Source organism: Nostoc sp., from assembly GCF_036917415.1.
Taxonomy (GTDB): Bacteria; Cyanobacteriota; Cyanobacteriia; order Cyanobacteriales; family Nostocaceae; genus Nostoc.
Window position 1 is genome coordinate 70,800 of sequence record NZ_JBALDJ010000061.1, and the last position, 26,674, is coordinate 97,473.

Consider the following 26,674-nt stretch of genomic DNA (forward strand, 5'->3'; position numbering starts at 1 on the left):
TTGCCAATTAAAACTCGACAGAGATAGACCCCAAAACATTGAGTGGCGGCTGAGGAACAACCAGGAATCCACCGTAGCTGTTGTAATATTGGGTATTTCCCAAGTTGTTGATGTTAACCTGCACCTTCCAATTGTTCCGGCGGTAAAAAACCGAAGCATCTGCCCGGAGATAACTTGCTAACTCAACATCCGTATTTGGTAGCGATGCTTTGCGATCGTCTACGTAAAATAGTCCCAAACCAAACCCAAGCCCCGTCAAACTTCCGGCTTGAATTTCATAGCTTGTCCACAGTCCAAACTGGTTTGCTGGAACCCCTGCAAGCTGATCTCCAATAGGAATCGTAATATCTTTACTCACAAATGCGTCGGTATAAGCGTAACCCACTGCAATATTCCAACCTTTAACTGGGCTACCAGTCAGACTGAATTCAACGCCTCGGCTTTTTTGCTCACCTGTTTGAATGCTAAATCGGGAATCATCAGGATCAGCGATCAATACATTCTGCTTTACCAAATCATAAAACGCTAAGGTTGCAGATAGTTTGTCGGGAATTAGGTCTGCTTTTAGTCCCACTTCCAGCTGTTCGCCCTTTTCGGGTTGAAATCTAGCCCCTGTCCTGCTAGTACCAAAGATGACAGGATTGAATGATTTGGAATAACTCAAATAAAGGGAAATAGGTTCAATGGGTTGATAAACAATCCCAACACGGGGTGTAAAAGCGGTTTCAGTCTTATCTACGAATCTTTCACCCAGGAAATTTTCATCGATACTGCGGACTAAATCAAACCGACCACCAGCCAGCAGTTTGAGGTTTTTCAGTAAGGTGATTTGGTCTTGAAAATAGAGACTTAAACCATCATTACCATATTCGTCTCCGTTGTCAGGGATTAGTTCACCAGGCTTTGCACCATAGACTGGATTGAAGATGTTAATGGAATCAATCGAGCCACTGAAAAACTGATATTTAAAGCGCTGTCGAAAGAGTTCACTACCAAACAACACGCTATGCTTAACAGAACCTGTATTAAATTTGCCTAGTAACTCATTTTGAATTGTGTAATTGCTTGAGGATTCTTCGCTACGGCTGGCACTACGATTGAGGGTGCGGCGATCGTCTTGCAAGCCATCTGGGTAGGTCGTTTTGGGATCATTACTACTTAAGACAGCCGCAAAGGCATGGCGTAGTTTCCAGTTATCACTAAACTGGTGTTCCAGAATGTAACTAGCACGCCCAGAGTTAGCCGTCGCGTTGTTGAAATCCGGTTCCCCTAAAAAGCGGCTAATCGGTATTTGGAAAAATTCTCGTTCAGGTAGAAACGCTCGATCAAAGCCATATTGATAGTTTTGATATTCAAACAGAAAGGTAATCTTGGTGTTCTTGCTAATCTCCCAAGAAAAAGCAGGAGCCACAAAAATACTTTCTGAGTCATTGAAATCTCGAAAACTTCCAGCATTCTCATAAGCTATGTTCAGTCGGTAAGCAGCTGTTTTCTCAAAATTGAGGGGACTCGAAAAATCCAGAGTTGAGCGATAAAAATTGTAGCTGCCAGCGGTAAAGGAAGCCTCGTAACGCGGCTGTTGCAGCGGTCGCTTGCTAACAATATTGACAATTCCACCCGGATCGTTTTGTCCATATAAAACTGATGCAGGGCCTTTAAGAATCTCAAGTCTGTCAATATTGGCAACATCGATTGGGCTGAGGAAACCAAAATCCCGAAACCCATCCCGGTAAGTGGTGGAAGCTGCAAAGCCCCGGATGAAGAAGTAAGCGCTGGAAAGTCCTCCATAACTCTGAGCAGGTTGCACACCTGCTACGGTATCTGTTGCTTGCTGAACACGTGTAACTTGACGATCCTGGATGAGTTGGCGAGGGACGACATCAACAGAAGCAGGAATATCACGCAGGGGGGTATCGGTTTTGGTCGCTGTCGAAGCTTCTGATGCGCGATATCCGTCTTGCTCACCCGTCACCACCAATTCAATCGGCTGATCGTCCTGGTCTGATGGTTGTTCTGGCTGGGTTTCGCTACTTGGTTGTTGTGGGGGAGTCGGCTGAGTTTGTGCTTGAGAAGATGGGGCTGGTGTAAAACCAAACACTAAACCTTCCGGGTCGTCAAATAATGCCACCTTTGGGCTACTTGCTTCTCCTGTCACTGTCACCCGAATACTACTAGCATCAAGCGCTGTTACAGATACAGAAACAATACCCTTGGCAGGATTGAGACTACGAAACTCTTGGCCATCTGGCAGTTCCAAAACAACATTCGGGATATCTGCAATGAAGCTATTACCTTCACTTTTAGCAACAGGTTTGAGTGCTTCCCCAAGAGAAGTTTGTAAAACTAATTCAATGCCCGTACTTGTGTTATTAAGCTTAACACCTGTAACTTTAACAACTTGGTTGACAGGTTGCTGTACTAATAGTGGAGCCACATTCTTGACAAAATCATGCTTATCTGATAATAAATTTGGCTTTGAGACTTCGCTCCCAGTTGCAGATTGTGTCAATATCGCAATCAGAGTAAATGCAAAACCAACCAAACTTATCCCACTCTGTCGCCTAGATTTCATCTAATTTTCTCCCCACCAACCACAAATGGTTATAGATAAATTTTGCTAATTAGTTAATGGAAAGAATCTACATAATTTCTCAGGCTTAAATCAACTCAATCACGGAGACTTCGATCCATTGCGGGAGAGTCGGCTTTTAACTTTGAGTCCATAACGTCCACCTCAAAGCAGTTTTAGGGATATTAAAAGACAATTAAAATTACTCGAATATTTTCTTCCCGGCTTTACATTCAGAGGGACTCACACCAAACTTGCGTTTAAACCCAGCAGCAAAATGACCGGGATTCGCATATCCCACTGCATTCGCAACCGCAGCTACACGCATTTTTCCGTCTTGCAGCAACTGTCGAGCTATTTCCATGCGATGATTATGCAAGTAACCAAAGACTGTTGTACCAAATACTTGACGAAATCCGATTTTTAATTTGTTGTCATTTATACCTACTTGCTGCGCCAAATATAACAGAGAAGGAGGGTTTTCTTGTTGAAAAATCAGAATATCTCGGGCGCGGTGAATCTTCTCAATATCTCTAGGTTTAAGAGTTATAGATTTAACAGATGCATTTTTAATTTTTGTCAGTTGCTCTAATTTCAAGGCAATTAATTCTAAACACTTAGCCTCTAAATAAATCTGTTTGGTCAGTCCCTGAAATGGGCAATTAATAATTTGTTGAAGTGGTAAATACATCGCCGGAGTCAGTTGATTATCTTCAACATAACTTTGTTGACTCTTGCCTTCAATAAGTTTGATTAAATCTGGCGGTAGTTCTTGATTTATACAGCGGACAAAATTATTTAAAATCTCTGAAGATTTAAGATGTATATCAACTTTTAAGAAATGCTCATTTCTAAATGAAGTATAAAGAAAGGCATCATACTCTTCCCCACTGGGAAAATCCCACTGTAAAAAATTTTCTTTACCGCTTTTATTGTATGGAAAATCTAATCGATTAGAACTATAACTACCTGATAAATTAAAACCAAATTCTATCTGTTCAAATTCATCTTGTCCGGCTTCAAATACGATTTGTAAATCATCGTGATATTTCTGATTAATAATCAACAGACTAATATCTCGTAATTCAATCCAGCGCTCGCATCCTATACCAAACTGCTCAGGACATGAGTAGATAATGTCAGAAGAATCTAAAGGATCTGGATACTGAGTATTTTTATTAACTTTATACCACTTTTCTTGGTACTCAGCTTCTGAAATGACGTTCGCCATTACTGTCTTGGTAGTGCTAACTTTAGATATAAACTACCATTTATAGAGAATCTTTCTTAATATGAATAATAAGATTCGCGACTTTTCTACAAAGTCGCGAATCTGAGCTTTTCGATTACAGTTTTGCAAACTCAGGGAACTCCAAAAAATAAATTATTCCAATTTCTGGACTCAACACAACTGTTTTTCTCCCCTGCCCCCTGCTCCTCGGTCACTGAGCGTCTTGCCCTGAGCGTAGTCGTTGGCGCAGCCTCTCGTAGAGAAGGGAGCCGAAGTGCTGCCCCCTTGCCCACACAACGTTCGCGTAGCGTCCCGCAGGGATGGAATATTTTTTTACTTGGAAGTCCCTTAATCATTCATCGGTTGGATCGTCAATCATTTCTGGTACTAAGGCTGGGTTACTTCTACGTTCTTCTGGTGATTGCTCCCGGATAACATCGTCTATTCTCGCTGGGTGTTTGATTTTGTCCAGTACCTCTGGACTTAATTGTGATGCATCACCTTCTGGATTAGACTTTTCAGCTTGACTAGGAACTGTTTCCTTATTCATAACTATTTCCCTAAACCCTAAACTTATACGCCAAGCTTAAGTTGTTCTCTGGTGGGGTACACACTATCTTGGGACTTAATTTTACATAGCGGTGGGTAAAAAAGGCGATCGCTCAAGAAGGGATTAACTAACAGGACTTACGTACTGAAAACCTGAAACCTAGATCCCCCCTAACCTCGCTTCAAAAGGGGGGAACGCTAAAAGTCCTCTTTTTAATGGGGTTGAGGGATCTCTTGTGCGTAAGTCCTAACTAAGTTTGCCTACGTTTATCACGAGTCCATTGTGTAGGTTCCAAAGGATTGCATTCCTTGCTGCTTCATAATTGTTCAACTATTCCCTGGTAAGGAAGGGGGCTAGTGTGTCTAATCTCTTTGAATCCTACTCCTTTGTTTGTGGATTGTGGTTTTTGGCTGATCCAGAAAGCAATGTCATCAAAAAATGACATTGTGGTCATTGATAAACACGTAGATCGCGATAATTGTCATAAAAACATGACAATAAGATCCCAGAAGGGCTGATAAATTCGTGAAACAGCCAAAAAACCCACCTCATACCCCTTGATCCCTAGATATGCTTAGTGGTTAATATAGACTTAACAAACAGAAATCCTCCGATCCCAAAGAAATGCTGATTTCGGCATTATCATTAAAAGGATGTTGGCTCAATTTAAAAACAGATTAAAAAACTTAAAAACTGGGCAAAACCAGGAGTCAGGAATAAGAAATTCATCTGGAGTGGATGACATTTTACATAGCATTCTTTAACCAGGGGAAATCATTTACCGCTTAAACTACTGGAGGCCAAATTAATGGCAAAAGAACGCCCGCCACTAGAGGAGATGACCTTACGCCAACTACGCAAAGTTGCTAGCGAATATAGCATCTCTCGCTATAGCAGAATGCGTAAATCACAATTGCTGACATCAATACAAGAAGTCCAGCGTAGCAAAAACTTACTCAGTCCATCTCGTTCATTGGAGGCACAAGAAACCGTGGAAGCTGCAAAGTTTGAATTAGGTCAGGAAGATCGTACTGGTGGATCTTTGGCTGATGTTGATGAAGGACTGGCAGATTTGCCTTCTGGCTATGGTGAAAGCCGGATTGTACTTTTACCGCGCGATCCTCAATGGGCTTACACTTACTGGGATATTCCCAATGAACACAAAGAGGAACTGCGTCGGCAAGGCGGACAACAACTGGCACTACGGATTTATGATGTCACCGACATTAATATCGAATACCAAAGCCCACATAGCATTCAAGAATATCCTGCTGATGAACTAGCTAGAGAATGGTATCTACCAGTTCCAGTTAGCGATCGCGATTATACGATCGATATTGGCTATCGTGCTGCTGATGGTCGCTGGTTAGTACTAGCTCGTTCTAGTAGAGTACACATTCCTCCTGTCTATCCTTCTGACTGGATTGAGGATGTCCTCATCACTGTAAATTTTGAAGAAGATTTACGTGGCAAAACTCAGTACGAACTAGTTCCCCCTGCTAAGAAGGTTGCAGCTACTGCCAATGGTAATACTGTTAATGCTGTAAATGGCAACGGCAACCCCATCTACGACGAAATATTTGGTTTAGCGGAATCTGCCGAAGCACAACGGGTTGCTGGTTCTATTTTCGGCTCCCAACAAGGTGCAGTGCGTCCCGAACAAGCCATTAGCTCCTACATTTTCCCATCTGGTGTCGGTCTGTGGGCAACTCCCACCATGTCTGGCTTAACCGCTTCCGGCGCAGGAATGTCAGGTGTTGGCTTCTCGGCTTCTGCCGTACCAGTGCGTCCGCGCAAGTTCTGGTTAATTGCCGATGCTGAGTTGATAGTCTACGGTGCAACCGAACCCGATGCTACTGTAACCATTGGCGATCGTCCAATTAAGCTGAATCCAGATGGAACATTCCGCTTCCAGATGTCCTTCCAGGATGGTTTAATTGACTACCCAATTTTAGCTGTAGCTGCTGATGGTGAGCAAACCCGGTCAATTCAGATGAAATTTAATCGTGAGACACCATCTCGGAATACTAACACCAAAGAAGAAGCTGTCTTAGAATGGTTCTCTTAAGTTTTGGCTCTGAGATTGACTCCAAACTGAAATTTTAAATTATTCCCCGCTATAGTAATTCTGTAGCGGTTTTTTTATATTATTATGTCTACAAAAAAATTATTTTTGTTATTTATCTTGATAATCAGTGCAAGCTTATTATCAGGTTGCCAAAAGATTGAAGCAAATTTAGTCCCAAAAGCGTCTAAAAGTTGCCCTGGCAAAGATGCCAACTTCAGTATTGATTTTTTTAGAACCAATAATCAAGGAAAAAAAAATCCCAAAGGTATTAACAATGTGATTATTTTTAATCCCAAATCACCAGAATTAGATTTTAAAGTTAATGTTGGTCTATCTCATAAACTCTACGCCCAAGATAGTAGAGGTAAACTACGTAAAGAATATATAGCAAAACAGTTTCATGAACTAATCGCTGATGAAAATGCCAAGTTAAACGGACAGCTACCCATTGCTGCAATTAATGCCGACTATATAGATACTGATGATAAACCACAAGGCTTAAATATTTCTCGTGGCGTAGAGTATTCAGGAGCATTTAAAAATAAACGTTCTTCTTTTGGAATATCAGGAGGTATACCCCAGCAGCGACAGGCTACTATTCAAGCTGGCAGAAGAAAAAATGATATTCTCAATTACAATTTAGTGGGCGGTAATGGCAGATTTTATCGTCAGGGTAAGTTTAAAGATATTTGTCAAGATTTGGGAGAATTTGCTTGTAGAAATGCAACTAATCGCTCTCTGGCAGCTATCACTAATCAAGGCTATGTAATCTTATTAGTTAATGACTTGAAAGCTAATTCAGATATTGAATTATCTCAACTTAATCGAGAGTTACTGCCAGATATGTTTGATAATGTCTTGGAAGGTATTGCTAGCAATAACTGTTTAGGTAAGATTCAAGAAGGGATTTTATTTGATGGAGGTAAGTCTCCAGGATTGTATTACAACCAGAAAACTTATGTAGAAAACCTTGGGCCGATTGGTTCAGTTTTTTTGATTTACAAAAAATAAAAATAGTTATAATTCCCACGGTTATTGCACCCCTCCCCGATGCTTTGGTGGGAAGGGGTGATTCGGGTTTAATAAGTCATTAAGCGAATCTGATATAATTACCCAGACTTGATATTATTGATTGTTTACAAATGACCAAGAACTAATGACTAATTCACGAGTTAATGCTTATTTACAACTTTGTGATTCATCTTGAATTTTAGTTTTTTGATGAGAAAAGCGAATTCCTACAAAGACATCGTAAATAAACTCTAAAAATTCTTTCTTTTGTAGTAATCCTGAAGTTTGATAACAGCCCTTTTCATCTAATAAAGGCTTCATTAGATAATATGTAGACTGATATTTGTACCAAGGAATACAAGTCCATAAATGATGAATTAAATGGTAGTTCTGACCTAAAATCAGGATGTTAAGAATTGGGCTAGGGTATACACGAGCATTTTTCCAGCGATCGCGTTCAACAAAAGGACGATGGGGCAAATAATCAAAAAACAAACCCAGTATTAATCCCACTATACCAGAAGGTACAACCCAAAAATTGAGAACGTACATTAAAAAATGATATTGAACCGAGATATAAACAATTGCAACAACAATTAAGCGGCTAATTAACCATTCCCATAGCTCATATTTGCGCCACAGTCGCCGTCGAAAGAAAAACACCTCGTGGGACAAGAATCGAAATGCAATCAGCCACAGCGGGCCACCTGTAGAAACAAAATGATCTGGGTCATCTTTGGGATGGTTGACATGAGCATGATGCTGCAAATGTACTCGTGTAAACACTGGGAAAACGAACCCTAGCATCAGGGCGCTACCATGCCCTAGCATGGCATTAATTACTCGATTGCGGTGAGCAGATTGGTGACAAGCATCATGAATTACTGTTCCAGCACAATGCAAGGCAATAGTATTAAAACCAAAACACAGCCAGTCTGGCCATTGCCAAAGCCAGTAACCACAATGAGATGACACCAGTACTGTCACGGATGCAAAAAACAGTAGTAGTGTAGGATTGAAATCACCAGGAGGCGCTAACAATTCCTTCGGTGGGGCTTTCAGCAGTTTTTGTGCTTCTGAAGTTACCGTTCTTACTTCTGTATCTACTACGTCTTTAAAGATGACTTCCAAGTTGTTGCCATTTAGCTTTTTATAGTCATCAACGGCTGGGTCAATGATGATTAGGCTTTTGTCCGGGATGTCAAAAAAATTAGGATCTACAGAGGTCATAATTTTCCTGGTCGTGATTCTTTGATAAAATGGGCTTGAAATCCCAAACTCAGCCAGCACAGAATAGATTTCTTGCCTCGATTAGAAAGATGAAAAGATTGAAAATTTAGCCAATACTCTTCTCTATTCAAATTAGGTATGGACTGTAAGAGATAGGGAATAGAAAAAATTTGGAATTCCTTGCTAAACTACATACATAAACAAAATATTTGATTTTTCATTTCGAGAGTGAGTCCTGTTACTCATAATGCCAGCGACAACGGCATACATAGATTTTGGTTTGATATCGACATTTATCGATTTGCCCAGGCAATGTTTTTTCCGATGTGCTGAAATTGTGCTTTGTTATTGCTTTTGTAAAAAACAATTTTCAACAATATAAAGAATACAGTTATTTGAACGATCGACGCAAGAGTTTTGTCGGAATTTGACGTATAATAAAATTTTAGACACAGATATCATACTTTTAACAAAATGCATATTTTATTTGCTTAAATAAAAGATCATCTTTTTCCTAAGCGATGCAATAAGTATATATACTTGCGATCGCTTGCCCGCTTTTGATTGCGTGCAGTTGCTGTCTTCTTCTTTTAACCAAAATTCCATTACGAGAACGTACTGGTAGCCAGAATAGGGAAAATTTAGCGCGAACCATAACACTTACAGCAGAATTCAAAATGGGCTACGCCCCGCTGCGCTAACAGCAGTAAAACACTTTTTATATCTGGGTAACAGACGAATCGTTGTGTACTTCACTTTCCTTGAAATCTGCTCTATTTGTGGAGCATACCACTTCCTAATCTGATTGTGAATTCGACACTACCTAAAATATTAAATTTTTATACTTAACAATAAAGGTTTTGCTATGCGTCAATTATTACTAGTTTTATCCAGTATACTAACTCTCAGCAGTTTAAATACCTCCGCCATGACAATAGCAGGCACAACGCCTGATTTATCTGAGATGCGCTTAGTTCAAAAGCTTAACTGCAATAATCCTCAAACTCAAGCAGCAATTAATGAATGTACGAAGTTATCTTATCAGAATGCAGATAAAAAACTGAATCAAGTTTATCAACAATTGATATCTACATTAGAAAAGTCTAGAAAACAGAAATTGATTGCTGCACAGCTAGCATGGAGCAAATTTCGAGATACCAATTGTGAGTTTGAGAGAAGCAAATATGAGGGCGGAAGTATTGCTTCTAGCATTTATTTTGGTTGTTTGGAAAATACTACAAAACTGCGTACCCAACAATTACAAGAATATCTCAAACCCGACTCTTAAGCTGTGCAAAAGGTCTATTGAGTCAGAAACTCAATGAATGCATTCCCATGCTCTGCATGGGAACGAGGAAAGTCTTCGGTTTTTAGGACTATTGGTATTAACTACTAGTTGTTATCAATAATCTGAGATTGGTAACGAGACTAATTATCTTTTTCTGAGATTAACGCAAACCTAAAATTTCGGAAATCGCCGCTACAATATCCAAATAAAAGTTGCCTTTGACTGCTCGAAATAATTCAAATTTAGAGTCAGGGGCACCAAAAAATGGTCTGAGAAACCATCCTAACTGCATACCAACAAAGGCATAAAGCAATAACCAGGATCTTAAAATAGTGGTGCGGGTTTTTTTGCCAACTTCATCTTGTTGAGAAAGTAATTGCATTCCCTCATAAAGGAATTTCACGCCAAATATGCCTGTAATAGCAAAAATAAATACATTCAGCAGTTTAAAAAATTGATAAGAATCAGGTGTAGTAATCAGAAAAAATAGCGTAACTGGTGCCAAGCTAAATAAAAGTACGCTAATCACTGATACAGATGTGAGTAATACAACGAAATGCTGTAAAATACTGCTCCGAGAACCAAACAAAATATTAAAAAAGAACAAAGTCGGAAAACAAATAATCAGTGTGATTAAATAGAATACCGGAAGCTTAATAGCACCCGATAATGCCTGTCCCCAACTGTGGGATGCACCGATAATTGCTCCATAAAGGGCAAAGAAAATGGAACTAGATACGAATAGAGAAGTGATTTTATTTTGTAATCGCACTCCCTGACGAATTTCTTCTAAGAATGACTGGCGATCGCGCAGTAAATTAACCAAGACAGCAAATTGTTGAATTCCGCGATTTTGCTTCTTTAGCATATTTTTATATGTTGTATATTTTAGGGAATTACTAATGACTAATTAACGAATTCCCAAGAGATAGCTAATAGATTTAATGACGCTTAAATAGAAATTACCTTCTCTTTCACGGAATAGTTCAAAGACAGAACCAGGTGTGCCAAAAAACGGTCTGAGAGTCCATCCTAACTGACTGCCGACGAAAGCATAAAGAAATAGCCAAAATTGTAAAATTTTCTGGCGTGTCTTGCTGCCTTCATTATCTTGTTCTAAAACTAAACTCGTGGCTTGATATAAAGACGAAACACCAATAAATCCAGTTATGGCAAAGATAAAGACATTTAACAAAATTAGAAATTGGTAATTATTGGTGGTAATTAAGAAAAAGAGTGTGATTGGAGCAAAGCTAAATAAAAGTACGCTGGTGACTGAAACCGCAGTTAAAACTAATGCTAAATGCTGGGCAAAAGTCCGCTTGGAACCAAAAATGATGTTAGCAAAGAACAACGTCGGGATACAAATCAAAAGTGTGATTAAATAAAGGGCTGGGAGTTTAATGGCGGAAGATATAGCTTGCATCCAGCTATGGTATGCACCAATGATTCCGCCATAAGCAGCGATAAATAAGGAACTGCAAACTAGCAAAGAAATTATTTTATTTGGTAATCTCGTACCTTGACGAACTTCTTCTAGAAATCCTTGGCGATCGCGCAGGAATCCAATCAGCACTGCAAAGTATTTGATTCCTGAAGATTTCCGTTCAATCATATTATCCTCACACCGATAAAATTCTAAGTTTAATCTGAGTAATCACCGCCAGAACCATACTTCCAAGCATCAATCAAACGATGCCAATAATATTGTTGTTCGTTCGGTTGATTCTTAATCCATGTTTCTAGCATTGGACTTAGGGAAAGCAAAGCAGTGTACACACCTAAATTACTGTAATGTAACATCCAATCTAACAAACTTGCCAAACCTACTTGCGGAATTATCTTGGCAACTATTCGAGGATGATATAAACCAGTTTTTAACAGTGTTTGCGTTAGTGCCGAAAACTGCACTATATCTTGTAAAAATGGTTTTAGCACTGGTGTACCCAACTGTTGCATTTCTTGAAATACTGCTGAGAGTAATTGGTTAATTTGATCTGGGGCAATTTTCTGATTTACACCAACACTCATCGCCCTTTGAAACAACCAGGTAACAGTCAAACTTGGCTGATAGGGTTGCAGCAGTGTTAACCCTTTTGCAGATAATTGTTCTGTTTCTAGCGCTTCGTCAATGCCATAAGTTAAACGCTTCAGGTGACGCACCATTGCCCCAAAACCACCAAAACTCAAGGGAGATTGACTACCACTGCTATCTCCGGCTGGTAGAATGCGATTCCAAGGGGTTTTTAGCGGACTTTGGCGATAGGTGGGAAAGAAACCAAATAGTGCCCGCTGAAATTTCAGCTTGCTCAATTCCACTCCCTGATATTCTGGTAAAAGACGCAGATATTCCTCAAATAGAGCTTCTAAACTCAAACGTTGGGGATTTGCATCCATGTAAGTAAACAAGTAAGTTGTTCTGCCATCCCTGGCTGGGAACGCTTCCCAGAAGTATTGGCATTGATTTTGCAACTCAGTAAATGATAATAACAAGTCGCCTGAGTTATTTTCTGGAAAACCTTGAGCGCAACTTCCCACCACCAAGCATAAAGCATCTGGTTTTTTGCCTTGGCGTGCTTGTTGGGTGATGGGTGAAAAATGTCCCATCGCGTCGATTAATAACCGAGTTTTGAATTGGTTATTTACCATCACCCCATCGGGATGAACCACTGCTTCGCTAAAAGGTGTATTCTCTAACAACTTTCCACCAGCAGCGAGAAATCGGGTTTTTAAGGTAGCTAGTAGATAAACTGGATCTACGCCGATATTCAAGACATCCTCTACCCAAACTTCTGTACCGCCAGCAAAACTAACTCGCGCTGGGTTATATTGAGTGGCGATCGCACTCTCTAATTCTTCCTCAGTTAGCAAGTTCAATTCCACAAATACATCTAATTCTTTGCGAGAAATATTCCATTCTTGTTCCCTCCCCCGCAAAATTCCCCGTTCCAACAACGCCACCCGCAATCCCTTCAACACCAAGGCGCAACCAATTAAAATGCCCAAAGTGCCACCGCAGATTAGCACATCGAAATCTACAACGCCTAAAGGCTGTTGACTTTCTCTAACTAACGTTGGGACAGGTGCGGAGTTTTCTCTCAGAGATGTGAGGATGCGATCGCCTTGACGCAATCCTCCTAAAACATCGCCGGATAATTGGGAAAGAATTTCTTCAGTTAAAGACATTTTGGAAAAACTTAACTCTACATTCCAAAACTACCTGAGAATGAAGAAAGTAGATACGATCGTGGCCAGGTAAATCGTAATTGGAACAGGACTTATGCAAGAGAGATCCCCCCTAACCCCCCTTAAAAAGGGGGGAACCGAAATCAAAGTCCCCCTTTTTAAGGGGGATTTAGGGGGATCTAAAACGTTTTGCTACCGACCAAAGAACTTTTAAAACATCCTCTTAAGGATTTTTTATTTAAAAGACCTCACGTTAAATTATCCCAAACCGAATAGTTTAGAAATCGTAGGCAATAATTTATTAGCCGCTTCCACCACAGAGGCAACAACAGGTAAGCCTGTAAATATCCCTTTCAACATGGTGATTGCAGTTTTTGCCGTCTTCTGCTTGGTTGATTCTTGAGGATTTTTACCCGCTTCTGCCAAAGCCTTCACCTGTTCTAGCGCTTCGGCTTTGTCTTCTTCTGGCAAATATGTAGATTGTATGATTGCATCTTGCAACTGCGACAATAATTCTTTGATTCCTGGTTTCTCGGCATCTGGTGCATCAGGTAACTCATTGAGGGCAATACTCACGTTACCGCTAATGGTTCCTAGATTAGCAATAGAATTATTGCCAGCGATACCGCTAACATTACTGCTACCTTGAATACTGATGCCGCTGATATCTGACATATTTGTATCTCCTTGAGTATAAAATTTTGGCTGCTTGAGAGCAGTATCTACCATATTTTCTAAACTAATAATGCGCTTATCTTTTTCTACCAGCAATAATTGCTGACTCTGCGATAAAGCTTTGAGTTGATTATAATCATCAAAATATTCTGCACTCAGTAGAGATTTATCGCTAACTACTGCGGTTTTGGCTCTGAGCAAGATTTTATCATCGCCGCGTTTCTCCATTGCCACGATTTCTAACTCGGCTTCGGGATGGTTTTCGGCAAGGTTTTTGAAGGCAATGGCAACAGCGCGGGGGTCAATGCCTTGATTATGATAAAGGTCGAGAGTGTCAAAAATTGGCTTAATAAAGTCGGCAAAATCGCCGTCTGCAAATACCTCTTGTTTATTATCAGGTTTGCGGAGCGGGTCGGGGTCTTCTTTGGTGGGTAAGCGCATGAAGACATATTCACACCTCACCCCATGCAATTTAGTTGTATTTGTAATGCCCCAATCTTCAATGTATGCTCCTGTGAGAGTTGCACCTGTTAAATCTGTGCCGTCTAGTTGGGTTTGCTTTAGCTTTGCTCTTGACAAATCAGTATCTTGCAAATTAGCTTCACTGAGATCAGCTCCTATAAAGCTAGCATCAGCTAAGTTTGCACCACACAAATTTACACCTCGTAGCGATAGATTATCAAAATTTTTGTCTTGTCCTTCTCTTGTAACTACCAATTGTCGCACTAGTGATTTATCTAAATAAGTCTTCCAAACACTTGCAAAATCTAGCTTTTGGGCTTGGAACCAGCAAGTGCGAGTCAGATTAGCATTTGTAAAATTTGTGCTTTTGAGTATCGCTTGAGTAAAATTAGCATCTGTTAAATTAGCGCTACGAAAACTGGTGCCATCACCACCACATGCAATACCAATCATCCTAATGTAGATATACTTTTCATCTTCAGCTAAAGTTCGCAGGCTCATATAAAGTGATAATCCAACTGTTACCACCGTCGCAATTGCTGCCCCATATCCAACTAACGCTCCTGCCTTGGCATACACTATTACAATTGCAGTCATGGCAGCCATTACAGCCGATGTTACAGCTGCTGCCATAGCCGCCCTGCCCTCAACCGCCGCGACCACCACCACTACGGTTACAATTACAGATGCTGCCAAAGATGTTGACATAGCTCCCATCCCAACTAAAGCTGCCCCCAAAGCTATAACTATTAGAGCTGCTAATACACTTTGGCGTATGGTAAGAAGAAAAATAAAAAATACTGCCAATATTACGATCACGGCTAAACCAGCAGGGTCTTTTCTACTAATAAGCAGGGATATCGTACTAGCCCCAAAGTATGGAAAGAAGAACCCTGATATTGTCGATACAAGTAATGAAGTTAATACCAAAACAATTATTGAATGCAATTGCAATCCGGCTTTGGCATGGCTGAAGTTTGCACCTCTCAAATTAGCGTTAATGAAGTTTGTACCTCGGATGTCGGTATAGCTAAAGTTTGCACCCGCAAGGTCTTGTCTACCTTTGAAGTTGCGTCCTCGGAGATTTTGACCGGAGAAGTCTAAAGCCATGTTCCACTTTACAGAGGTGAGCAAATTTTACTACACGCTCATCCCTGTAAATTCAGGAATGGTTAAATATATTTGTTAGTTGAGCTTCAAAGGTGCAACTTCGAGGATAAAAGCCGCAACATCGAGCCTCAGAAGGTCAATGTTGAGCTTCAGAAGGTCAACATCGAGCCTCAAAAGGTCAACGTCGAGCTTCAAAAGGTCAACATCGAGCCTCAAAAGGTCAACGTCGAGCTTCAGAAGGTCAACGTCGAGCTTCAGAAGGTCAACGTCGAACCTCAGAAGGTCAACGTCGAACCTCAGAAGGTCAACGTCGAGCTTCAAAGGCTCATTTATTGCCCTTTTATATTCAAACGCGATGTGCAACTTAATATTCTGACCTCTCTCCAAACCTCTCTCCTAAAAGGAGAGAGGCTTTGATTTTTGCTCCCCTTCCCTTGTAGGGAAGGGGTTGGGGGTTAGGTTTGTGTTTAAGTTAGGAACGAAGCCCAACAGGTTGCAGGGTAGGTTGGGTAACGCATTGCCCCAACCTACAAATATTCTTAACCCAAGCGTATTGGAACTACAGCACAAGCCTCAATAAACCGTAAATAGCGAGTCAAGTTTTCCAAAGAACGGGCAGAATTTTCCCCTCCAAACAGCAGTTCAGCAACAACAGGTAATGGTAGGACGATATTTGGCAAGACTATCACTCTTGCAACTGCGTAGCTTGCCGCTGTAGGCATCGCATCACCGTTGAGATAGCGGCGTTAACAATGTTAGCGTCCTCTATGCCGCCTGCAAATTGGTAGTAATTGAGAGTTCACTTCCGTCCTGCCAAGACTTGTTCGGCACTCAAATCCAACTGTGGAAAAGTAAAAGAGATAATGCGTTCTTGTCCTCGGAATACAACAGCATCATAGAACCCTTCTACTAGGGTGCATATTGTTACTATCTCTTGAATCGGGTCAACAATCCAATATTCGGGAATTTCCAGAACAGCATACTCAGAACGTTTGCTGCGATAGTCTGTGGTTTGTGTAGATTCGCTGACGACTTCTACCACTAATATGGGGGGAGTTTCGTTGAGTTCGATAACAGCTTCTCGATTAGAAAGTGCTTCCCACTGCTGTGTTGGTAATACTACTACATCTGGAATTCGTGAGGTGTCCCAGCGTCCTTTGCGTGGCGAACGCACTCCCACAGAAAACTTTTGTGCTGTCCAATTCTGGCCAATTTTGGCACTTTCATCATCAAAGCTTCGTTCTAAAAACTTAGAGATGCTACCGTGCTTGCCAGTGCCAAGGCTCATGGGAATTAATTCTCCATCTACCAATTCATATTGGGTATCCGTGCCATCGTCATACTTAAGATACTCTGCAAAAGTAAATTTTTTTGTGGTTGCAGTCATAGCGATACCTACGGTGGGCTGCGCCTACGCAATTCTCATCGATGGCTCAATACAGTTATTCTACTTGCATTATAGGAAATACTGATAGAACGCTCGAAAATAATTGCCATTCTTACAGGTGCGATTTCGGTTATTTTAGCGATCGCCAACTCTAGGGCGATATCTGACGACAAGCTGCCCTTAGCATATAAAGGAGGGAGTAAATCGACGGTAAAAAACATTAGGTATAGAAATAACTATGGAATCAAAGCAAGATGACATTACTATTCTTCAGGAAGCTGAGAAGCGTTTACGGCGACTGTCTCCAGAAAGGCTGCGGGTAGTGAGTAATTTTCTGGCCGATCTAGAAGAAAGAGAAGAAAATGAGGCGACAACGGAACTTTTGAATGTTCCTGGTTTTGAGCAAGCTTTGCGTGAAGCTATGCAGGAAGCTGACGCTGGGGAAGTGGTGTCATTTGACAGTATTCGTCGTCATGTATGAACTGGTACTGACTCGCAAAGCACAGAAGTTTTATCAAGAAGTAGATGCATCACTAGCCCAACGACTAAACCGTTGTTTTGACCAACTACGAGAGAATGCTTATGAACATCCAAACATTAAGCGGCTCAAAGGTGATTTTGCAGGTCTTTTTCGCTATCGAGTTGGTGTCTGGCGAGTTGTTTATAAAGTGGATGAAGAACAGCAACTAATTACTATTTTACTAGTAGCCCATCGGAGCGATGTATATCGGTAAGTGTGTGGTGTGTGTCTCAAGTATTAATGTGGATATAGACACTGCACAATAACTTGCATTACAGGAAATAGTGATGGAACGTTCAAAAATAATTGCCATTCTTACAGGTGCGATTTCGATCATTTTAGCGATCGCCTACCTGATCCTAGTCCAACTCCTGGACTACCGAGACATGAAACCCGCCCCCATTAGTCAAGTTGTCTCGCCACCTGCCATTACTATCTCTCACTGGCAGGTTGACAAAATCACGCAAATATAAATTACATTTAGTCGATTTGTAGAGACGCGATTGATTGCGTCTCTTGTTATTTAGATCGATTGATAAAACTAATGATAACTATTGATTCATCTCTAACTTAATGCATAGATAAAAATTAATAGGTACGATTCATTGCTTAAATAGTTTATTACATAAGAAATAATTAGAGTTATTATCTCAAATTTATTTAGTTAACTAATTCCATTTGGACAGATATAACGGTAAGCTGTTTCTAAGAAAATTAAATAAAGATGAAATTGCATTATCTGCAATAACTAGGTCACTGGGATCAACGCGAGTTGATTTAAAACCGATAATTTTTAATGACAATAATAGAGGTGAGTTGATGGCTCAGTTTCTACTTGAGACTGTTTGGCTAGTTCCGTGCTATGCCTTAATAGGTGGCTTGTTAGCCGTGCCTTGGTCGCCGGGGATCATTCGGAAAACGGGGCCAAGACCGGCGGGTTATGTAAACTTGGTGATGACATTTTTGGCGTTTGTGCATTGTGCGATCGCCCTACAAGCAACTTGGAATTATCCAGCCCAAGAAGTATTTATTCCGTGGTTATCTACGGCTGGTTTAGACCTGACTGTTGCTTTGGATATATCCTCGGTGAGTGTCGGCGCTTTAGTTGTGATTACTGGCTTGAATTTGCTGGCGCAGATTTATGCGATCGGCTACATGGAAATGGATTGGGGTTGGGGACGCTTCTATTCTTTGTTGGGATTATTTGAAGCGGGATTATGTGCCCTTGCTTTGTGTAATAACTTGTTTTTCAGCTATGTAATTTTGGAAGTCCTGACGCTGGGAACCTACCTACTAGTTGGGTTATGGTTTAGTCAGCCGTTGGTAGTTTCAGGTGCAAGAGATGCTTTCTTAACCAAGCGGGTGGGAGACTTATTCTTGCTGATGGGCGTGTTGGCATTATGGCCTTTAGCTGGAACTTGGAATTATCCAGAATTAGCTGAATGGGCGGCTACTGCTAACGTCAACCCGACAACTATGGCACTGGTAAGTTTAGCTTTAATTGCTGGGCCGATGGGTAAATGTGCCCAATTTCCCTTGCATCTCTGGCTAGATGAAGCGATGGAAGGTCCTGTTCCCAGTACGATTTTGCGGAACTCGGTAGTAGTAGCTAGTGGTGCATGGGTGCTGATTAAATTGCAACCTGTGTTAACCATCTCGCCCATAGCTTCCTCGGCGATGGTGGCGATTGGTGCGGTGACAGCCGTGGGTGCTTCTTTAATTGCGATCGCTCAAATCGATCTTAAACGCTGCCAATCCTATTCTGTCAGCGCATACATGGGTTTAGTATTCATCGCCGTGGGAGTGCAACAAGACGAAGCAGCACTATTGTTAGTCCTTACTCATGCCATATCTGCAGCACTATTGGTAATGAGTACCGGCGGAATTATCTGGAATAGCATCACCCAAGACGTAACCCAACTTGGTGGACTGTGGAAACGCCGCCCAATTTCTGGAATCGCCTTTATCGTTGGAAGTTTGGGGTTAATTGGTTTTCCACCCCTGGGTAGCTTTTCGGCGATGCTGGAATTAGCAGATGGGTTATGGAAAACCCAACCTTGGTTAGTGGGAGTATTGATAGCGGTAAATGCTTTGACAGCCGTCAGTTTAACGAGAGAATTCGCTTTAATTTTTGGTGGTAAACCGACACAAATGAGTCAGCGATCGCCTGAAGCCCACTGGCCGATGATTCTGCCAACAATGATTTTACTTGGTGTCAGTCTACATCTTTCTTTAGTGTTGCAAAGCTTATCACTTTTACCAGATTGGACAAACCTCAATAAAGATGTCGCACTACTTTTAATGTGGTCGAGTATTTTCGGGTGCGGTATCACTGGTGTGATTTATTTGAGCAATATTCCGAAACCGATTCGTTTGCCTTGGAAAGGTTTGCAAGACTTAATAGCATACGATTTTTACACCCCCAAACTCTATCGGATGACGATAATTTTTGGAGTTGCTAAAATTTCCCAACTTGCCGATATGATTGACCGCTTTGTGGTTGATGGTATCGTTAATTTCGTTGGTTTATTTTCCTTATTAGGTGGCGAAGGTCTTAAATACAGCACCTCTGGACAAACCCAGTTTTATGCATTCACTGTTCTTCTAGGAGTGAGTTTTTTAGGAATGTGGGTAACTTGGCCATTTTGGGGAGTGCAATTTTTAAATTTTGTTTTTCAAATCTCGACACTTAGGTAGCAGTAGCTATCCGACTAAAAGTTAACAGTTTAATATTGTGAGGATAATTCCATGAGCATACGACATCCGCAGAGAAATCTTTCCAGAAGAAGTTTATTCAAGTTTGGTGCAGGTGCGATCGGTACAGGTGTATTGACAGCCGGACTTGGTTCAAACCTACTTGCAGCCGAAAAAAAACCAGTAGAAGAAGATATTACGCCCGATAAAGCACTGCAAGAGTTATTAGATGGGAATGAAAGGTTTGCCAAAAGAAAACGTCGTAATCCTGACCAAAGCTATTCACGTTTAGTTGAAGTTGCCAAAGGTCAAAAGCCCTTTGCTTCTATTTTAGGTTGTGCAGATTCACGAGTCCCTTCAGAAATTGTTTTTGACCAAGGGCTTGGAGATTTATTTGTCTGCCGGATAGCTGGTAATATTGCCACAACACAGCAAATTGGGAGCTTAGAATTTGGCAGCTTAATATTAGGTTCCAAAGTCATCATGGTAGTAGGGCATGAAAGATGTGGGGCGGTACAAGCGGCGATTAAAGGCGATCCAGTACCTGGACAAATTGGAAGTTTGCTTGAAGCAATTAAACCAAGTGTAGAAAGCTCAAAAGATAAATCAGGAGATAAGGTAGAAAATGCTTGTAAAGCAAATATTTTGGCGCAAATTAAAAAATTGCAATCATCATCAGTTTTATCAGAGTTAATCAAAGCAGAAAAGCTGAAAATAGTTGGTGGTTATTACGATTTAGATACTGGAGAAATTAGTATAGTTGATTAGCTTTTTTGTCCTTTGTCATTAGTCATTAGTCATTGGCTAAGAGTAAGTCATAAAGGACAAAAGACAAAGGACGAAGACGTAGGTTGGGTTGAGGAACGAAACCCAACATTATCGAGACTTTGTTGGGTTACGCTATCGCTCAACCCAACCTACTATTCTCTTAACCCAAGGGTATTGAGTTATAAAGGACAAAGGACAAAACTCCCATGTTAAGTGTTTTGATTTGGCTGCCAATTTTAACCGCTGCTTTCATAGCAATCTTACCTGTAAGTATCCCTAATCATCGCATTCGTTTAACAGCGTTAATTTTTTCTGGAATAGTTCTATTCTGGAACCTTTTTATCCTGCTAAAATTTGACATCAGCAATCCAGGGATGCAATTTCAAGAGTATTTGCCTTGGAATGAAACCCTTGGTTTGAGTTATCAACTAGGTGTTGACGGGCTTTCTATATTGATGTTGGTGTTAAATAGCCTGCTCACCTGGATTGCTATTTACAGCAGTAGTAAAGAAACTGAACGCCCCCGGCTGTTCTACTCGATGGTTTTATTAGTTAGTGGAGGAGTTGCAGGTGCTTTTTTAGCGGAAAATTTGCTGCTATTTTTCCTATTCTATGAACTAGAATTAATCCCCTTCTACTTACTAATTTCAATTTGGGGAGGGGCAAAACGAGGTTATGCTGGGATTAAATTCTTGATTTATACTGCTGTTTCAGGAGCATTAATTCTGGCGACATTCTTGGGTATGGTGTGGCTGAGTGGTTCTACCAATTTTGCTTTTGATGCAGTCTCTACAGAAAATCTATCAACAGCAAAGCAAATCCTTTTACTAGCAGGAATAGTGTTAGGCTTTGGGATTAAAATTCCCTTAGTTCCCTTCCATACTTGGCTACCCGATGCTTATGTTGAGGCTTCAGCACCAATTGCCATTCTTCTCGGTGGCGTGTTAGCAAAGCTAGGAACTTATGGACTGCTACGATTTGGGTTGGGTATGTTTCCCCATGCTTGGAGTATTATTGCACCGACTTTGGCAATTTGGGGAGCAGTCAGCGCCATCTATGGGGCAGTAATTGCGATCGCTCAAAAAGATATCAAGCGCATGGTAGCATACAGTTCCGTTGGCCACATGGGCTATATCTTGCTGGCTGGTGCTGCGAGTACTCCCTTAGCACTCGTGGGTGCAGTCGCCCAAATGTTCAGTCACGGCATTATTTTAGCCATTCTCTTCCACTTGGTAGGAGTTGTAGAAGCCAAAGTTGGTACACGCGAGTTAGATAAACTCAATGGTTTAATGAGTCCCATACGCGGTTTACCTCTAATTAGCGCTTTACTAGTTTTAAGCGGTATGGCTAGCGCAGGTATTCCCGGTTTAACAGGATTCATCGCGGAATTTATCGTCTTTCAAGGCAGTTTCTCTATCTTTCCCCTCTCGACAATTTTGTGTGTAGTCGCTAGTGGATTAACCGCAGTTTATTTTGTTATCCTCCTCAACCGCACTTGTTTTGGCAGACTGGAAAACTTCGCCTATTATCCCAAAGTCCTTTGGTCTGAAAAAATCCCAGCTTTAATCTTGGCAGCTTTTATCATCTTTTTGGGAGTACAACCCACTTGGTTAGTCCGTTGGAGTGAATCCACAACTACAACAATGGTGGCTGCAATTCCCTCATTAGAAAAAACTGTTATCTCTGAAGTGGTAAATAATTAAGAGTTTTTAAACGCAGAGGAACGCAAAGTTTAACGCAAAGTAGCGCAGAGTTTTTGAATTCGATTCGCTAGAAGTTTACGCAATTGAGTAAATATCATTACCATGACTGCAATTAAAACAGCAATTAAATTACCTCCTTCTAATCACGAATTTGCTGACGTAATTCATCGTCTAGAAGCAGGCGGTGCAATGTTACCTGATACTCCAGAAAATTTGATGCAAATCATTGGTTTATATAAAGCTTATGCTGTGCCAATGGATTTTTACTGGCGTGACCTACTTTATATTGCCGAACGCGAATTTTTAAACCCGTTACCGTTCTTTAAATACTTCTTACCCAAAGAGTATTTAGAACTGCATAATCATTACGCTGGCGATGATGCAGATTTACGAATTTGGCGCGGCGAAGCTACTGCACATCCAGAACTTTTGGCATTTATTGAGAAGGGTGAAACTTTTAAAATGCCAAAGTTGTTGCATCACTTGTTCCACGATCGCATTAACATGGAATTTGCGGAAGCTTGTATGCGGGCGATGTTGTGGCATAGAGGGATGGGTGGACAATTTGACCCTTACCTAGATTCTGAAGAATACAAAGCCAATGCTGACAGGGCAATTAAAGCTTACTTCCAAGGGAACCCAGTAATGCTAGGACTTTACAAACTGTTCCCTGATATGTTTTTGGAACAGTGCCGCCAGATGTCATACTACGCTAATCTGGGCTTATTCTGGGAAGTCATGGCCCCAGTATTCTTTGAAATGTCCGACCGCTATGACGAAGGTAGCATTAGCAGTGTCCCAGAGGCGATGAGCTTCTTAGTTAATGGTATATTTGCGATCGCAGGTCGTCCCATTTACCATCACGTTTATATTCGTGGTGAATGCTACGAAATTGTGCCCAAATCTAAGGGTTTTATGTGGCTATACGAAGCTGCATTACCTTATGTAGAAGCAGTTTTCTACCGCACTGCACCCTTCCGAGGAACAAAATCTTATAATGCTCAAGCGCGTCAAGTACCGGAAGACCAGAAAGACTTTCACTATGGGATTCTTTACGCTGATGTATTTCCAGTAGGTACTGCTGGCATTCCTCCGACATTATTAATGCAAGATATGCTGCATTTTTTACCACCCTATCTTGTTGATTATTACAGCCAACATTGCCGGGGTGAAGAAGATATGTTGATTCAATTAGGAGTTAGTTTTCAACGCTCAATGTACTGTGTTACTTCTGCGGTAATTCAAGCCTTGCGAACTGCACTTTTATATCCATTAGATGACCAAAATCCCAAGCATTTACAAGCCAATCGAGATTTTTTTGAAATGCAGCTAAATCGCTTTACCCGTAATGACTACAATATTCGTGATGCTGCTCGTTTAGGAAGCATTCAAAATCAAGATTATCGATAATATCATATCATGTCCGCTTGATTACTTACTAAACCCGAAGAACCCCACTCCGCATTTGCTTTACTCAAATGCGGAGTGGGGTTCTTTTTTTTGATTTATGCAAGAGGTCTATTGTAGAGAGGGCGATTCATCACGTCTCTTACCTAGTACTTACGCAAAATATCTCTCAAACTCTGATTTCTCCGTGCCGCGCCAGTTGCTACAAGTCGGGGAACCCGCCCAACGCACTGGCTTCTCTGTGCCTCTGCGGTTCGTTATTCCGTAACTTGTGCGTAAGTCCTATTACCTTAACCGAACCGTATTGATTGTCAGCCAAAACAATGCCATTGCAACTCTAAAAGACTTGTGTGTATACCGTAGCTCTACAAAGAAAGAGGTTTTTTAGACAATAGTGAACAGTCAGATTAATAATAGCTGCCAGATTTCCGATGTTCTAAAGCCGTGACACCATCATTTTCCAACACTTCACCGCGATCGATGACGGCATAAATTAACCATCGATCGCCACATTCGAGCTGATTTTGCACTGTACATTCTAAATAGGCTAATGCCTCATTCAGAATCAAACAACCATTCAGAGCAGTTTTTGTGTCAAGATTTGCAAAGGGATTATCTCCTAAAGTGCTGTGACGAGAAAAATAGCGCCGCACATTTCTTCCTTCTTTAAGGATATTCAGCACAAATTTATCGCCAGGATGATGCATTAAATCTGCATTTTGCTCGTTAGCGATCGCAATCATAATTCCTGGCGGGTTAAAAGTTGCCTGCGATACCCAAGAAGTTAAAACCCCTTTGTGAGTTTCTTGATCACGAGTTGTCACAACACACAGAGAACCAACGATCCGCCCCACCGCTTGTTCGGTACGATCGACATGGGTTTCTGTGACAATCTGGCGGGAAGTCCGCAGTTTTTTGGTTTTCTTCAAGTTTTGGGCAAAAGAAGCACCAGCTTCTTGACATTGCTGGAGAATCTCAGGAGTTGGACTGAAACGCACCCGAATGGTTTCAAATCCTAGTTGATAATTAGCATCTTTGAGCTTGCTTTCGATTAAATCAATTGCCTCGCCACTCCAACCATAAGAACCAAACACCCCTGCTAACTTAGTTTTAGCTGCCACCGAGAGAACTATTCCTAAAGCAGTTTGAATTTGAGTCGGTGCATGGCCGCCTAAAGTGGGTGAGCCAATAATCAAGCCATCGCAGGTTTCTACAATGCGGTTAATCTCCGCAGAATCGGCTAGTTCGCAGTTGATTAATTGTACATTAACTCCATTTGGAATCAAACCTTGAGCGATCGCGTTCGCCATAATTGCTGTATTTCCATAAGCAGAAGCATAAAGCAAAGCGACACTTAACTCTTGAGATTTTTGCCCTTGACACCATTGACGGTAATCATAGGTAAAACGACTGAGGCTGTAACGGACAACCGGGCCGTGTGCTGGGGCGTAACATCTAGCTCCCAAAGCTGACAATTTATCTAAGGCTACTTCGACTTGTTTAGCTTGGGGCGCATGGAGACATTCAAAATAGTAACGACGTTCCGCATCTAATCCCTTCCAATCTTCATCAAACAAAGTATCTTCGCAAATATGAGCGCCAAAAAGTTTATCTGTATAGAGAATTTTTGTGGCGGTATCGTAGGTACAAAGTCCATCAGCCCAACGGGGAGTCGGTACGGTGATAAATGATAGAAGATGTCCTTGTCCTAAATCTAGAGTATCCTGCGATCGCATCGCTTGGATAGATGATTCAAATTCGGGAAAGGCAGTTTTTAGAGCATTGGCGGCGGGGCGAGAACAAATGAGAGTGGCTTGAGGAACCAGAGAGAGCAATACTTGCAAGGTTGCTCTGCGGTTCGGGTTGACATGACTGAGAACAATGTAATCGAGGTAGATAAAATCTAGATGTTGTGCTAGTTGCTCAAGGTAAATTTCGGTAAAAGATTCGCCGGGAGGGTCAATTAAAGCTTTTTTATCAGCTTGAATCAGATAAGAATTTGCTGTAGTTCCCCGTTGGCGGGAATACTCCACCTCAAATTTTAGTCTGTCCCAAGTCCGCGATCGTAGAATCAGAGTATTTTTACCAATTTCAGCAACTTGTACATCTCTGCTATGGTTGGACGTTAATGTGGCAGTAGACATAATAACCTCTCTTGATTGGGCATTGGGCATTGGGCACAAGAGGCAGAGGGGTAGTGAGCAGGGAGCAGAGGGGAAAGAAAGAGGTAATTTTTCTCTCCCTTGCCCCCTGCCCCCTGCTCCCCTGCTTCCCCTTAATGACCATTGGTTTGTGTTAATTCAGACTTGGCTAGATTTCTATAGCGTTTAGATGCTTCTTGTTCCGGGTCGATCCCTTCAAAGGTCGGGGGTAGCCAAACTCGGAGAAACAGTAGTATTCCCAGCACTAATAAAAAGGCACAAGTTGCTAAAACTTGAGTCCAATTAGTTTCTAAAACCCCTTTTACAATGACTTCTCGCAAAGCAGAAACAATGGAAACTTCAACAGCTACCCCAATCGATACTCGATGTTCCTGTAGGTAAATAATCAGCAGTCGGAATAACTCAACTAAGATAAGTAAAAAGAGAATATCGGCAGTAACAGCATGAAAATCTAGAGGCGGAAGTAAGGAGAGAAACATATCTCTCACCTGAAGCACCATGAAGCTAAATAAACCGATACACAAAGAAATTACAATTATATCTTGGATAAATTCCAAGGTTCGCACGACGCGCCCCCGATTTATTTCGTACATGGTAATTGGGGTATTTTCAGCAGATTTATACATAGTTTTTTGGGAGACGCGATGAATCGC

Annotated in this window: 25 protein-coding genes; 10 read left to right on the top strand and 15 right to left on the bottom strand. The window is 41.2% G+C overall.

Annotation, left to right across the window (positions count from 1 at the left end; translation table 11 throughout):
* Nucleotides 1-7 precede the first annotated feature (7 nt).
* From V7K41_RS11970 to V7K41_RS11980, 3 genes are all read right to left on the bottom strand, one after another.
* A complete protein-coding gene (locus V7K41_RS11970; protein ID WP_334848335.1) occupies nt 8-2,572 on the bottom strand; it encodes a TonB-dependent siderophore receptor in 2,565 nt (854 codons plus the stop codon).
* A 199-nt stretch (nt 2,573-2,771) separates the two neighbouring features.
* A complete protein-coding gene (locus V7K41_RS11975) occupies nt 2,772-3,800 on the bottom strand; it encodes a helix-turn-helix transcriptional regulator (protein ID WP_334848336.1) in 1,029 nt (342 codons plus the stop codon).
* A 352-nt stretch (nt 3,801-4,152) separates the two neighbouring features.
* Nucleotides 4,153-4,350, bottom strand: coding sequence for a hypothetical protein (locus V7K41_RS11980; RefSeq protein ID WP_334848338.1), 198 nt, complete (start codon nt 4,348-4,350; stop codon nt 4,153-4,155).
* Nucleotides 4,351-5,158: 808 nt separating this feature from the next.
* Here V7K41_RS11980 and V7K41_RS11985 point away from each other — a divergent pair.
* A complete protein-coding gene (locus tag V7K41_RS11985) occupies nt 5,159-6,418 on the top strand; it encodes a DUF4912 domain-containing protein (RefSeq protein WP_334848340.1) in 1,260 nt (419 codons plus the stop codon).
* A gap of 84 nt (nt 6,419-6,502) precedes the next feature.
* The gene (locus V7K41_RS11990; RefSeq protein WP_334848342.1) at nt 6,503-7,429 is read left to right on the top strand and encodes a phosphodiester glycosidase family protein; all 927 of its coding nucleotides are present in this window, start codon (nt 6,503-6,505) and stop codon (nt 7,427-7,429) included.
* Between the two features lie 168 nt (nt 7,430-7,597).
* Here V7K41_RS11990 and crtR read toward each other — a convergent pair whose 3' ends face one another.
* Nucleotides 7,598-8,659, bottom strand: coding sequence for a beta-carotene hydroxylase (gene crtR, locus V7K41_RS11995; protein WP_334848345.1), 1,062 nt, complete (start codon nt 8,657-8,659; stop codon nt 7,598-7,600).
* Nucleotides 8,660-9,173: 514 nt separating this feature from the next.
* A complete protein-coding gene (locus V7K41_RS12000; protein WP_334848347.1) occupies nt 9,174-9,314 on the bottom strand; it encodes a hypothetical protein in 141 nt (46 codons plus the stop codon).
* Between the two features lie 210 nt (nt 9,315-9,524).
* Here V7K41_RS12000 and V7K41_RS12005 point away from each other — a divergent pair, with 210 nt between their 5' ends.
* Complete coding sequence (locus V7K41_RS12005; protein ID WP_334848349.1) at nt 9,525-9,947, top strand: lysozyme inhibitor LprI family protein; 423 nt, start codon at nt 9,525-9,527, stop codon at nt 9,945-9,947.
* A 160-nt stretch (nt 9,948-10,107) separates the two neighbouring features.
* On the opposite strand, the gene V7K41_RS12010 is transcribed toward V7K41_RS12005, so the two are convergent.
* The 8 genes from V7K41_RS12010 to V7K41_RS12045 all read right to left on the bottom strand — a co-directional run bounded on the left by V7K41_RS12010 (nt 10,108) and on the right by V7K41_RS12045 (nt 16,988).
* On the bottom strand, nt 10,108-10,815 hold the full coding sequence (locus V7K41_RS12010) for an actin-binding WH2 domain-containing protein (protein WP_334848351.1): 708 nt from the start codon (nt 10,813-10,815) through the stop codon (nt 10,108-10,110).
* 42 nt (nt 10,816-10,857) lie between these two features.
* On the bottom strand, nt 10,858-11,562 hold the full coding sequence (locus tag V7K41_RS12015; protein ID WP_334848353.1) for an actin-binding WH2 domain-containing protein: 705 nt from the start codon (nt 11,560-11,562) through the stop codon (nt 10,858-10,860).
* A gap of 29 nt (nt 11,563-11,591) precedes the next feature.
* Nucleotides 11,592-13,133 (bottom strand): FAD-binding oxidoreductase, encoded by a 1,542-nt coding sequence (locus V7K41_RS12020; protein ID WP_334848355.1) that lies wholly within the window; start codon nt 13,131-13,133, stop codon nt 11,592-11,594.
* A gap of 258 nt (nt 13,134-13,391) precedes the next feature.
* Entirely contained in the window at nt 13,392-15,380 is a 1,989-nt protein-coding gene (locus V7K41_RS12025) for a pentapeptide repeat-containing protein (protein ID WP_334848357.1), read from the bottom strand.
* 75 nt (nt 15,381-15,455) lie between these two features.
* Nucleotides 15,456-15,767, bottom strand: a complete 312-nt coding sequence (locus tag V7K41_RS12030) for a hypothetical protein (protein WP_334848359.1) — start codon at nt 15,765-15,767, stop codon at nt 15,456-15,458.
* A 152-nt stretch (nt 15,768-15,919) separates the two neighbouring features.
* Nucleotides 15,920-16,102 carry a hypothetical protein gene (locus V7K41_RS12035; protein WP_334848361.1) on the bottom strand — a complete coding sequence of 61 codons (183 nt, stop codon included), beginning with the start codon at nt 16,100-16,102 and terminating at the stop codon, nt 15,920-15,922.
* 77 nt (nt 16,103-16,179) lie between these two features.
* Complete coding sequence (locus tag V7K41_RS12040; RefSeq protein ID WP_334848363.1) at nt 16,180-16,767, bottom strand: Uma2 family endonuclease; 588 nt, start codon at nt 16,765-16,767, stop codon at nt 16,180-16,182.
* Between the two features lie 35 nt (nt 16,768-16,802).
* A complete protein-coding gene (locus V7K41_RS12045) occupies nt 16,803-16,988 on the bottom strand; it encodes a hypothetical protein (protein ID WP_334848365.1) in 186 nt (61 codons plus the stop codon).
* 17 nt (nt 16,989-17,005) lie between these two features.
* Here V7K41_RS12045 and V7K41_RS12050 point away from each other — a divergent pair, with 17 nt between their 5' ends.
* From V7K41_RS12050 to V7K41_RS12080, 7 genes are all read left to right on the top strand, one after another.
* Nucleotides 17,006-17,248, top strand: a complete 243-nt coding sequence (locus V7K41_RS12050) for a hypothetical protein (protein ID WP_334848366.1) — start codon at nt 17,006-17,008, stop codon at nt 17,246-17,248.
* On the top strand, nt 17,241-17,501 hold the full coding sequence (locus V7K41_RS12055) for a type II toxin-antitoxin system RelE family toxin (RefSeq protein ID WP_334848368.1): 261 nt from the start codon (nt 17,241-17,243) through the stop codon (nt 17,499-17,501). Before V7K41_RS12050 ends, V7K41_RS12055 begins: the two co-directional genes overlap by 8 nt.
* Nucleotides 17,502-17,574: 73 nt before the next feature.
* On the top strand, nt 17,575-17,760 hold the full coding sequence (locus V7K41_RS12060; RefSeq protein WP_334848370.1) for a hypothetical protein: 186 nt from the start codon (nt 17,575-17,577) through the stop codon (nt 17,758-17,760).
* 346 nt (nt 17,761-18,106) lie between these two features.
* On the top strand, nt 18,107-19,984 hold the full coding sequence (locus tag V7K41_RS12065) for an NAD(P)H-quinone oxidoreductase subunit F (protein WP_334848371.1): 1,878 nt from the start codon (nt 18,107-18,109) through the stop codon (nt 19,982-19,984).
* 51 nt (nt 19,985-20,035) lie between these two features.
* Nucleotides 20,036-20,749, top strand: coding sequence for a carbonic anhydrase (locus V7K41_RS12070; protein ID WP_334848373.1), 714 nt, complete (start codon nt 20,036-20,038; stop codon nt 20,747-20,749).
* Between the two features lie 206 nt (nt 20,750-20,955).
* Complete coding sequence (locus tag V7K41_RS12075) at nt 20,956-22,452, top strand: NADH-quinone oxidoreductase subunit M (protein WP_334848375.1); 1,497 nt, start codon at nt 20,956-20,958, stop codon at nt 22,450-22,452.
* Between the two features lie 102 nt (nt 22,453-22,554).
* Nucleotides 22,555-23,862 (top strand): CO2 hydration protein, encoded by a 1,308-nt coding sequence (locus tag V7K41_RS12080; protein WP_334848377.1) that lies wholly within the window; start codon nt 22,555-22,557, stop codon nt 23,860-23,862.
* A 404-nt stretch (nt 23,863-24,266) separates the two neighbouring features.
* Here the strand turns inward: V7K41_RS12080 and V7K41_RS12085 are convergent, their stop codons facing one another.
* Nucleotides 24,267-26,003 (bottom strand): diflavin flavoprotein, encoded by a 1,737-nt coding sequence (locus V7K41_RS12085; RefSeq protein ID WP_334848379.1) that lies wholly within the window; start codon nt 26,001-26,003, stop codon nt 24,267-24,269.
* 131 nt (nt 26,004-26,134) lie between these two features.
* Nucleotides 26,135-26,647, bottom strand: coding sequence for a phosphate-starvation-inducible PsiE family protein (locus V7K41_RS12090; protein WP_334848382.1), 513 nt, complete (start codon nt 26,645-26,647; stop codon nt 26,135-26,137).
* Nucleotides 26,648-26,674: the final 27 nt, after the last annotated feature.

Bases quoted from the DNA above. Each gene is read 5' to 3' on its own strand.
- V7K41_RS12090 (WP_334848382.1), bottom strand. From the start codon at position 26,647: ATGTATAAATCTGCTGAAAATACCCCAATTACCATGTACGAAATAAAT.
- V7K41_RS11990 (WP_334848342.1), top strand. From the start codon at position 6,503: ATGTCTACAAAAAAATTATTTTTGTTATTTATCTTGATAATCAGTGCA.
- V7K41_RS12050 (WP_334848366.1), top strand. From the start codon at position 17,006: ATGGAATCAAAGCAAGATGACATTACTATTCTTCAGGAAGCTGAGAAG.
- V7K41_RS12075 (WP_334848375.1), top strand. From the start codon at position 20,956: ATGTTAAGTGTTTTGATTTGGCTGCCAATTTTAACCGCTGCTTTCATA.
- V7K41_RS11980 (WP_334848338.1), bottom strand. From the start codon at position 4,350: ATGAATAAGGAAACAGTTCCTAGTCAAGCTGAAAAGTCTAATCCAGAA.
- V7K41_RS12035 (WP_334848361.1), bottom strand. From the start codon at position 16,102: ATGCCTACAGCGGCAAGCTACGCAGTTGCAAGAGTGATAGTCTTGCCA.
- V7K41_RS12040 (WP_334848363.1), bottom strand. From the start codon at position 16,767: ATGACTGCAACCACAAAAAAATTTACTTTTGCAGAGTATCTTAAGTAT.
- V7K41_RS12055 (WP_334848368.1), top strand. From the start codon at position 17,241: ATGTATGAACTGGTACTGACTCGCAAAGCACAGAAGTTTTATCAAGAA.
- V7K41_RS12025 (WP_334848357.1), bottom strand. From the start codon at position 15,380: ATGGCTTTAGACTTCTCCGGTCAAAATCTCCGAGGACGCAACTTCAAA.
- crtR (WP_334848345.1), bottom strand. From the start codon at position 8,659: ATGACCTCTGTAGATCCTAATTTTTTTGACATCCCGGACAAAAGCCTA.
- V7K41_RS11970 (WP_334848335.1), bottom strand. From the start codon at position 2,572: ATGAAATCTAGGCGACAGAGTGGGATAAGTTTGGTTGGTTTTGCATTT.
- V7K41_RS12020 (WP_334848355.1), bottom strand. From the start codon at position 13,133: ATGTCTTTAACTGAAGAAATTCTTTCCCAATTATCCGGCGATGTTTTA.
- V7K41_RS12015 (WP_334848353.1), bottom strand. From the start codon at position 11,562: ATGATTGAACGGAAATCTTCAGGAATCAAATACTTTGCAGTGCTGATT.
- V7K41_RS12065 (WP_334848371.1), top strand. From the start codon at position 18,107: ATGGCTCAGTTTCTACTTGAGACTGTTTGGCTAGTTCCGTGCTATGCC.
- V7K41_RS12085 (WP_334848379.1), bottom strand. From the start codon at position 26,003: ATGTCTACTGCCACATTAACGTCCAACCATAGCAGAGATGTACAAGTT.
- V7K41_RS12000 (WP_334848347.1), bottom strand. From the start codon at position 9,314: ATGGTTCGCGCTAAATTTTCCCTATTCTGGCTACCAGTACGTTCTCGT.
- V7K41_RS11985 (WP_334848340.1), top strand. From the start codon at position 5,159: ATGGCAAAAGAACGCCCGCCACTAGAGGAGATGACCTTACGCCAACTA.
- V7K41_RS12070 (WP_334848373.1), top strand. From the start codon at position 20,036: ATGAGCATACGACATCCGCAGAGAAATCTTTCCAGAAGAAGTTTATTC.
- V7K41_RS12005 (WP_334848349.1), top strand. From the start codon at position 9,525: ATGCGTCAATTATTACTAGTTTTATCCAGTATACTAACTCTCAGCAGT.
- V7K41_RS12080 (WP_334848377.1), top strand. From the start codon at position 22,555: ATGACTGCAATTAAAACAGCAATTAAATTACCTCCTTCTAATCACGAA.
- V7K41_RS12060 (WP_334848370.1), top strand. From the start codon at position 17,575: ATGGAACGTTCAAAAATAATTGCCATTCTTACAGGTGCGATTTCGATC.
- V7K41_RS11975 (WP_334848336.1), bottom strand. From the start codon at position 3,800: ATGGCGAACGTCATTTCAGAAGCTGAGTACCAAGAAAAGTGGTATAAA.
- V7K41_RS12045 (WP_334848365.1), bottom strand. From the start codon at position 16,988: ATGTTTTTTACCGTCGATTTACTCCCTCCTTTATATGCTAAGGGCAGC.
- V7K41_RS12010 (WP_334848351.1), bottom strand. From the start codon at position 10,815: ATGCTAAAGAAGCAAAATCGCGGAATTCAACAATTTGCTGTCTTGGTT.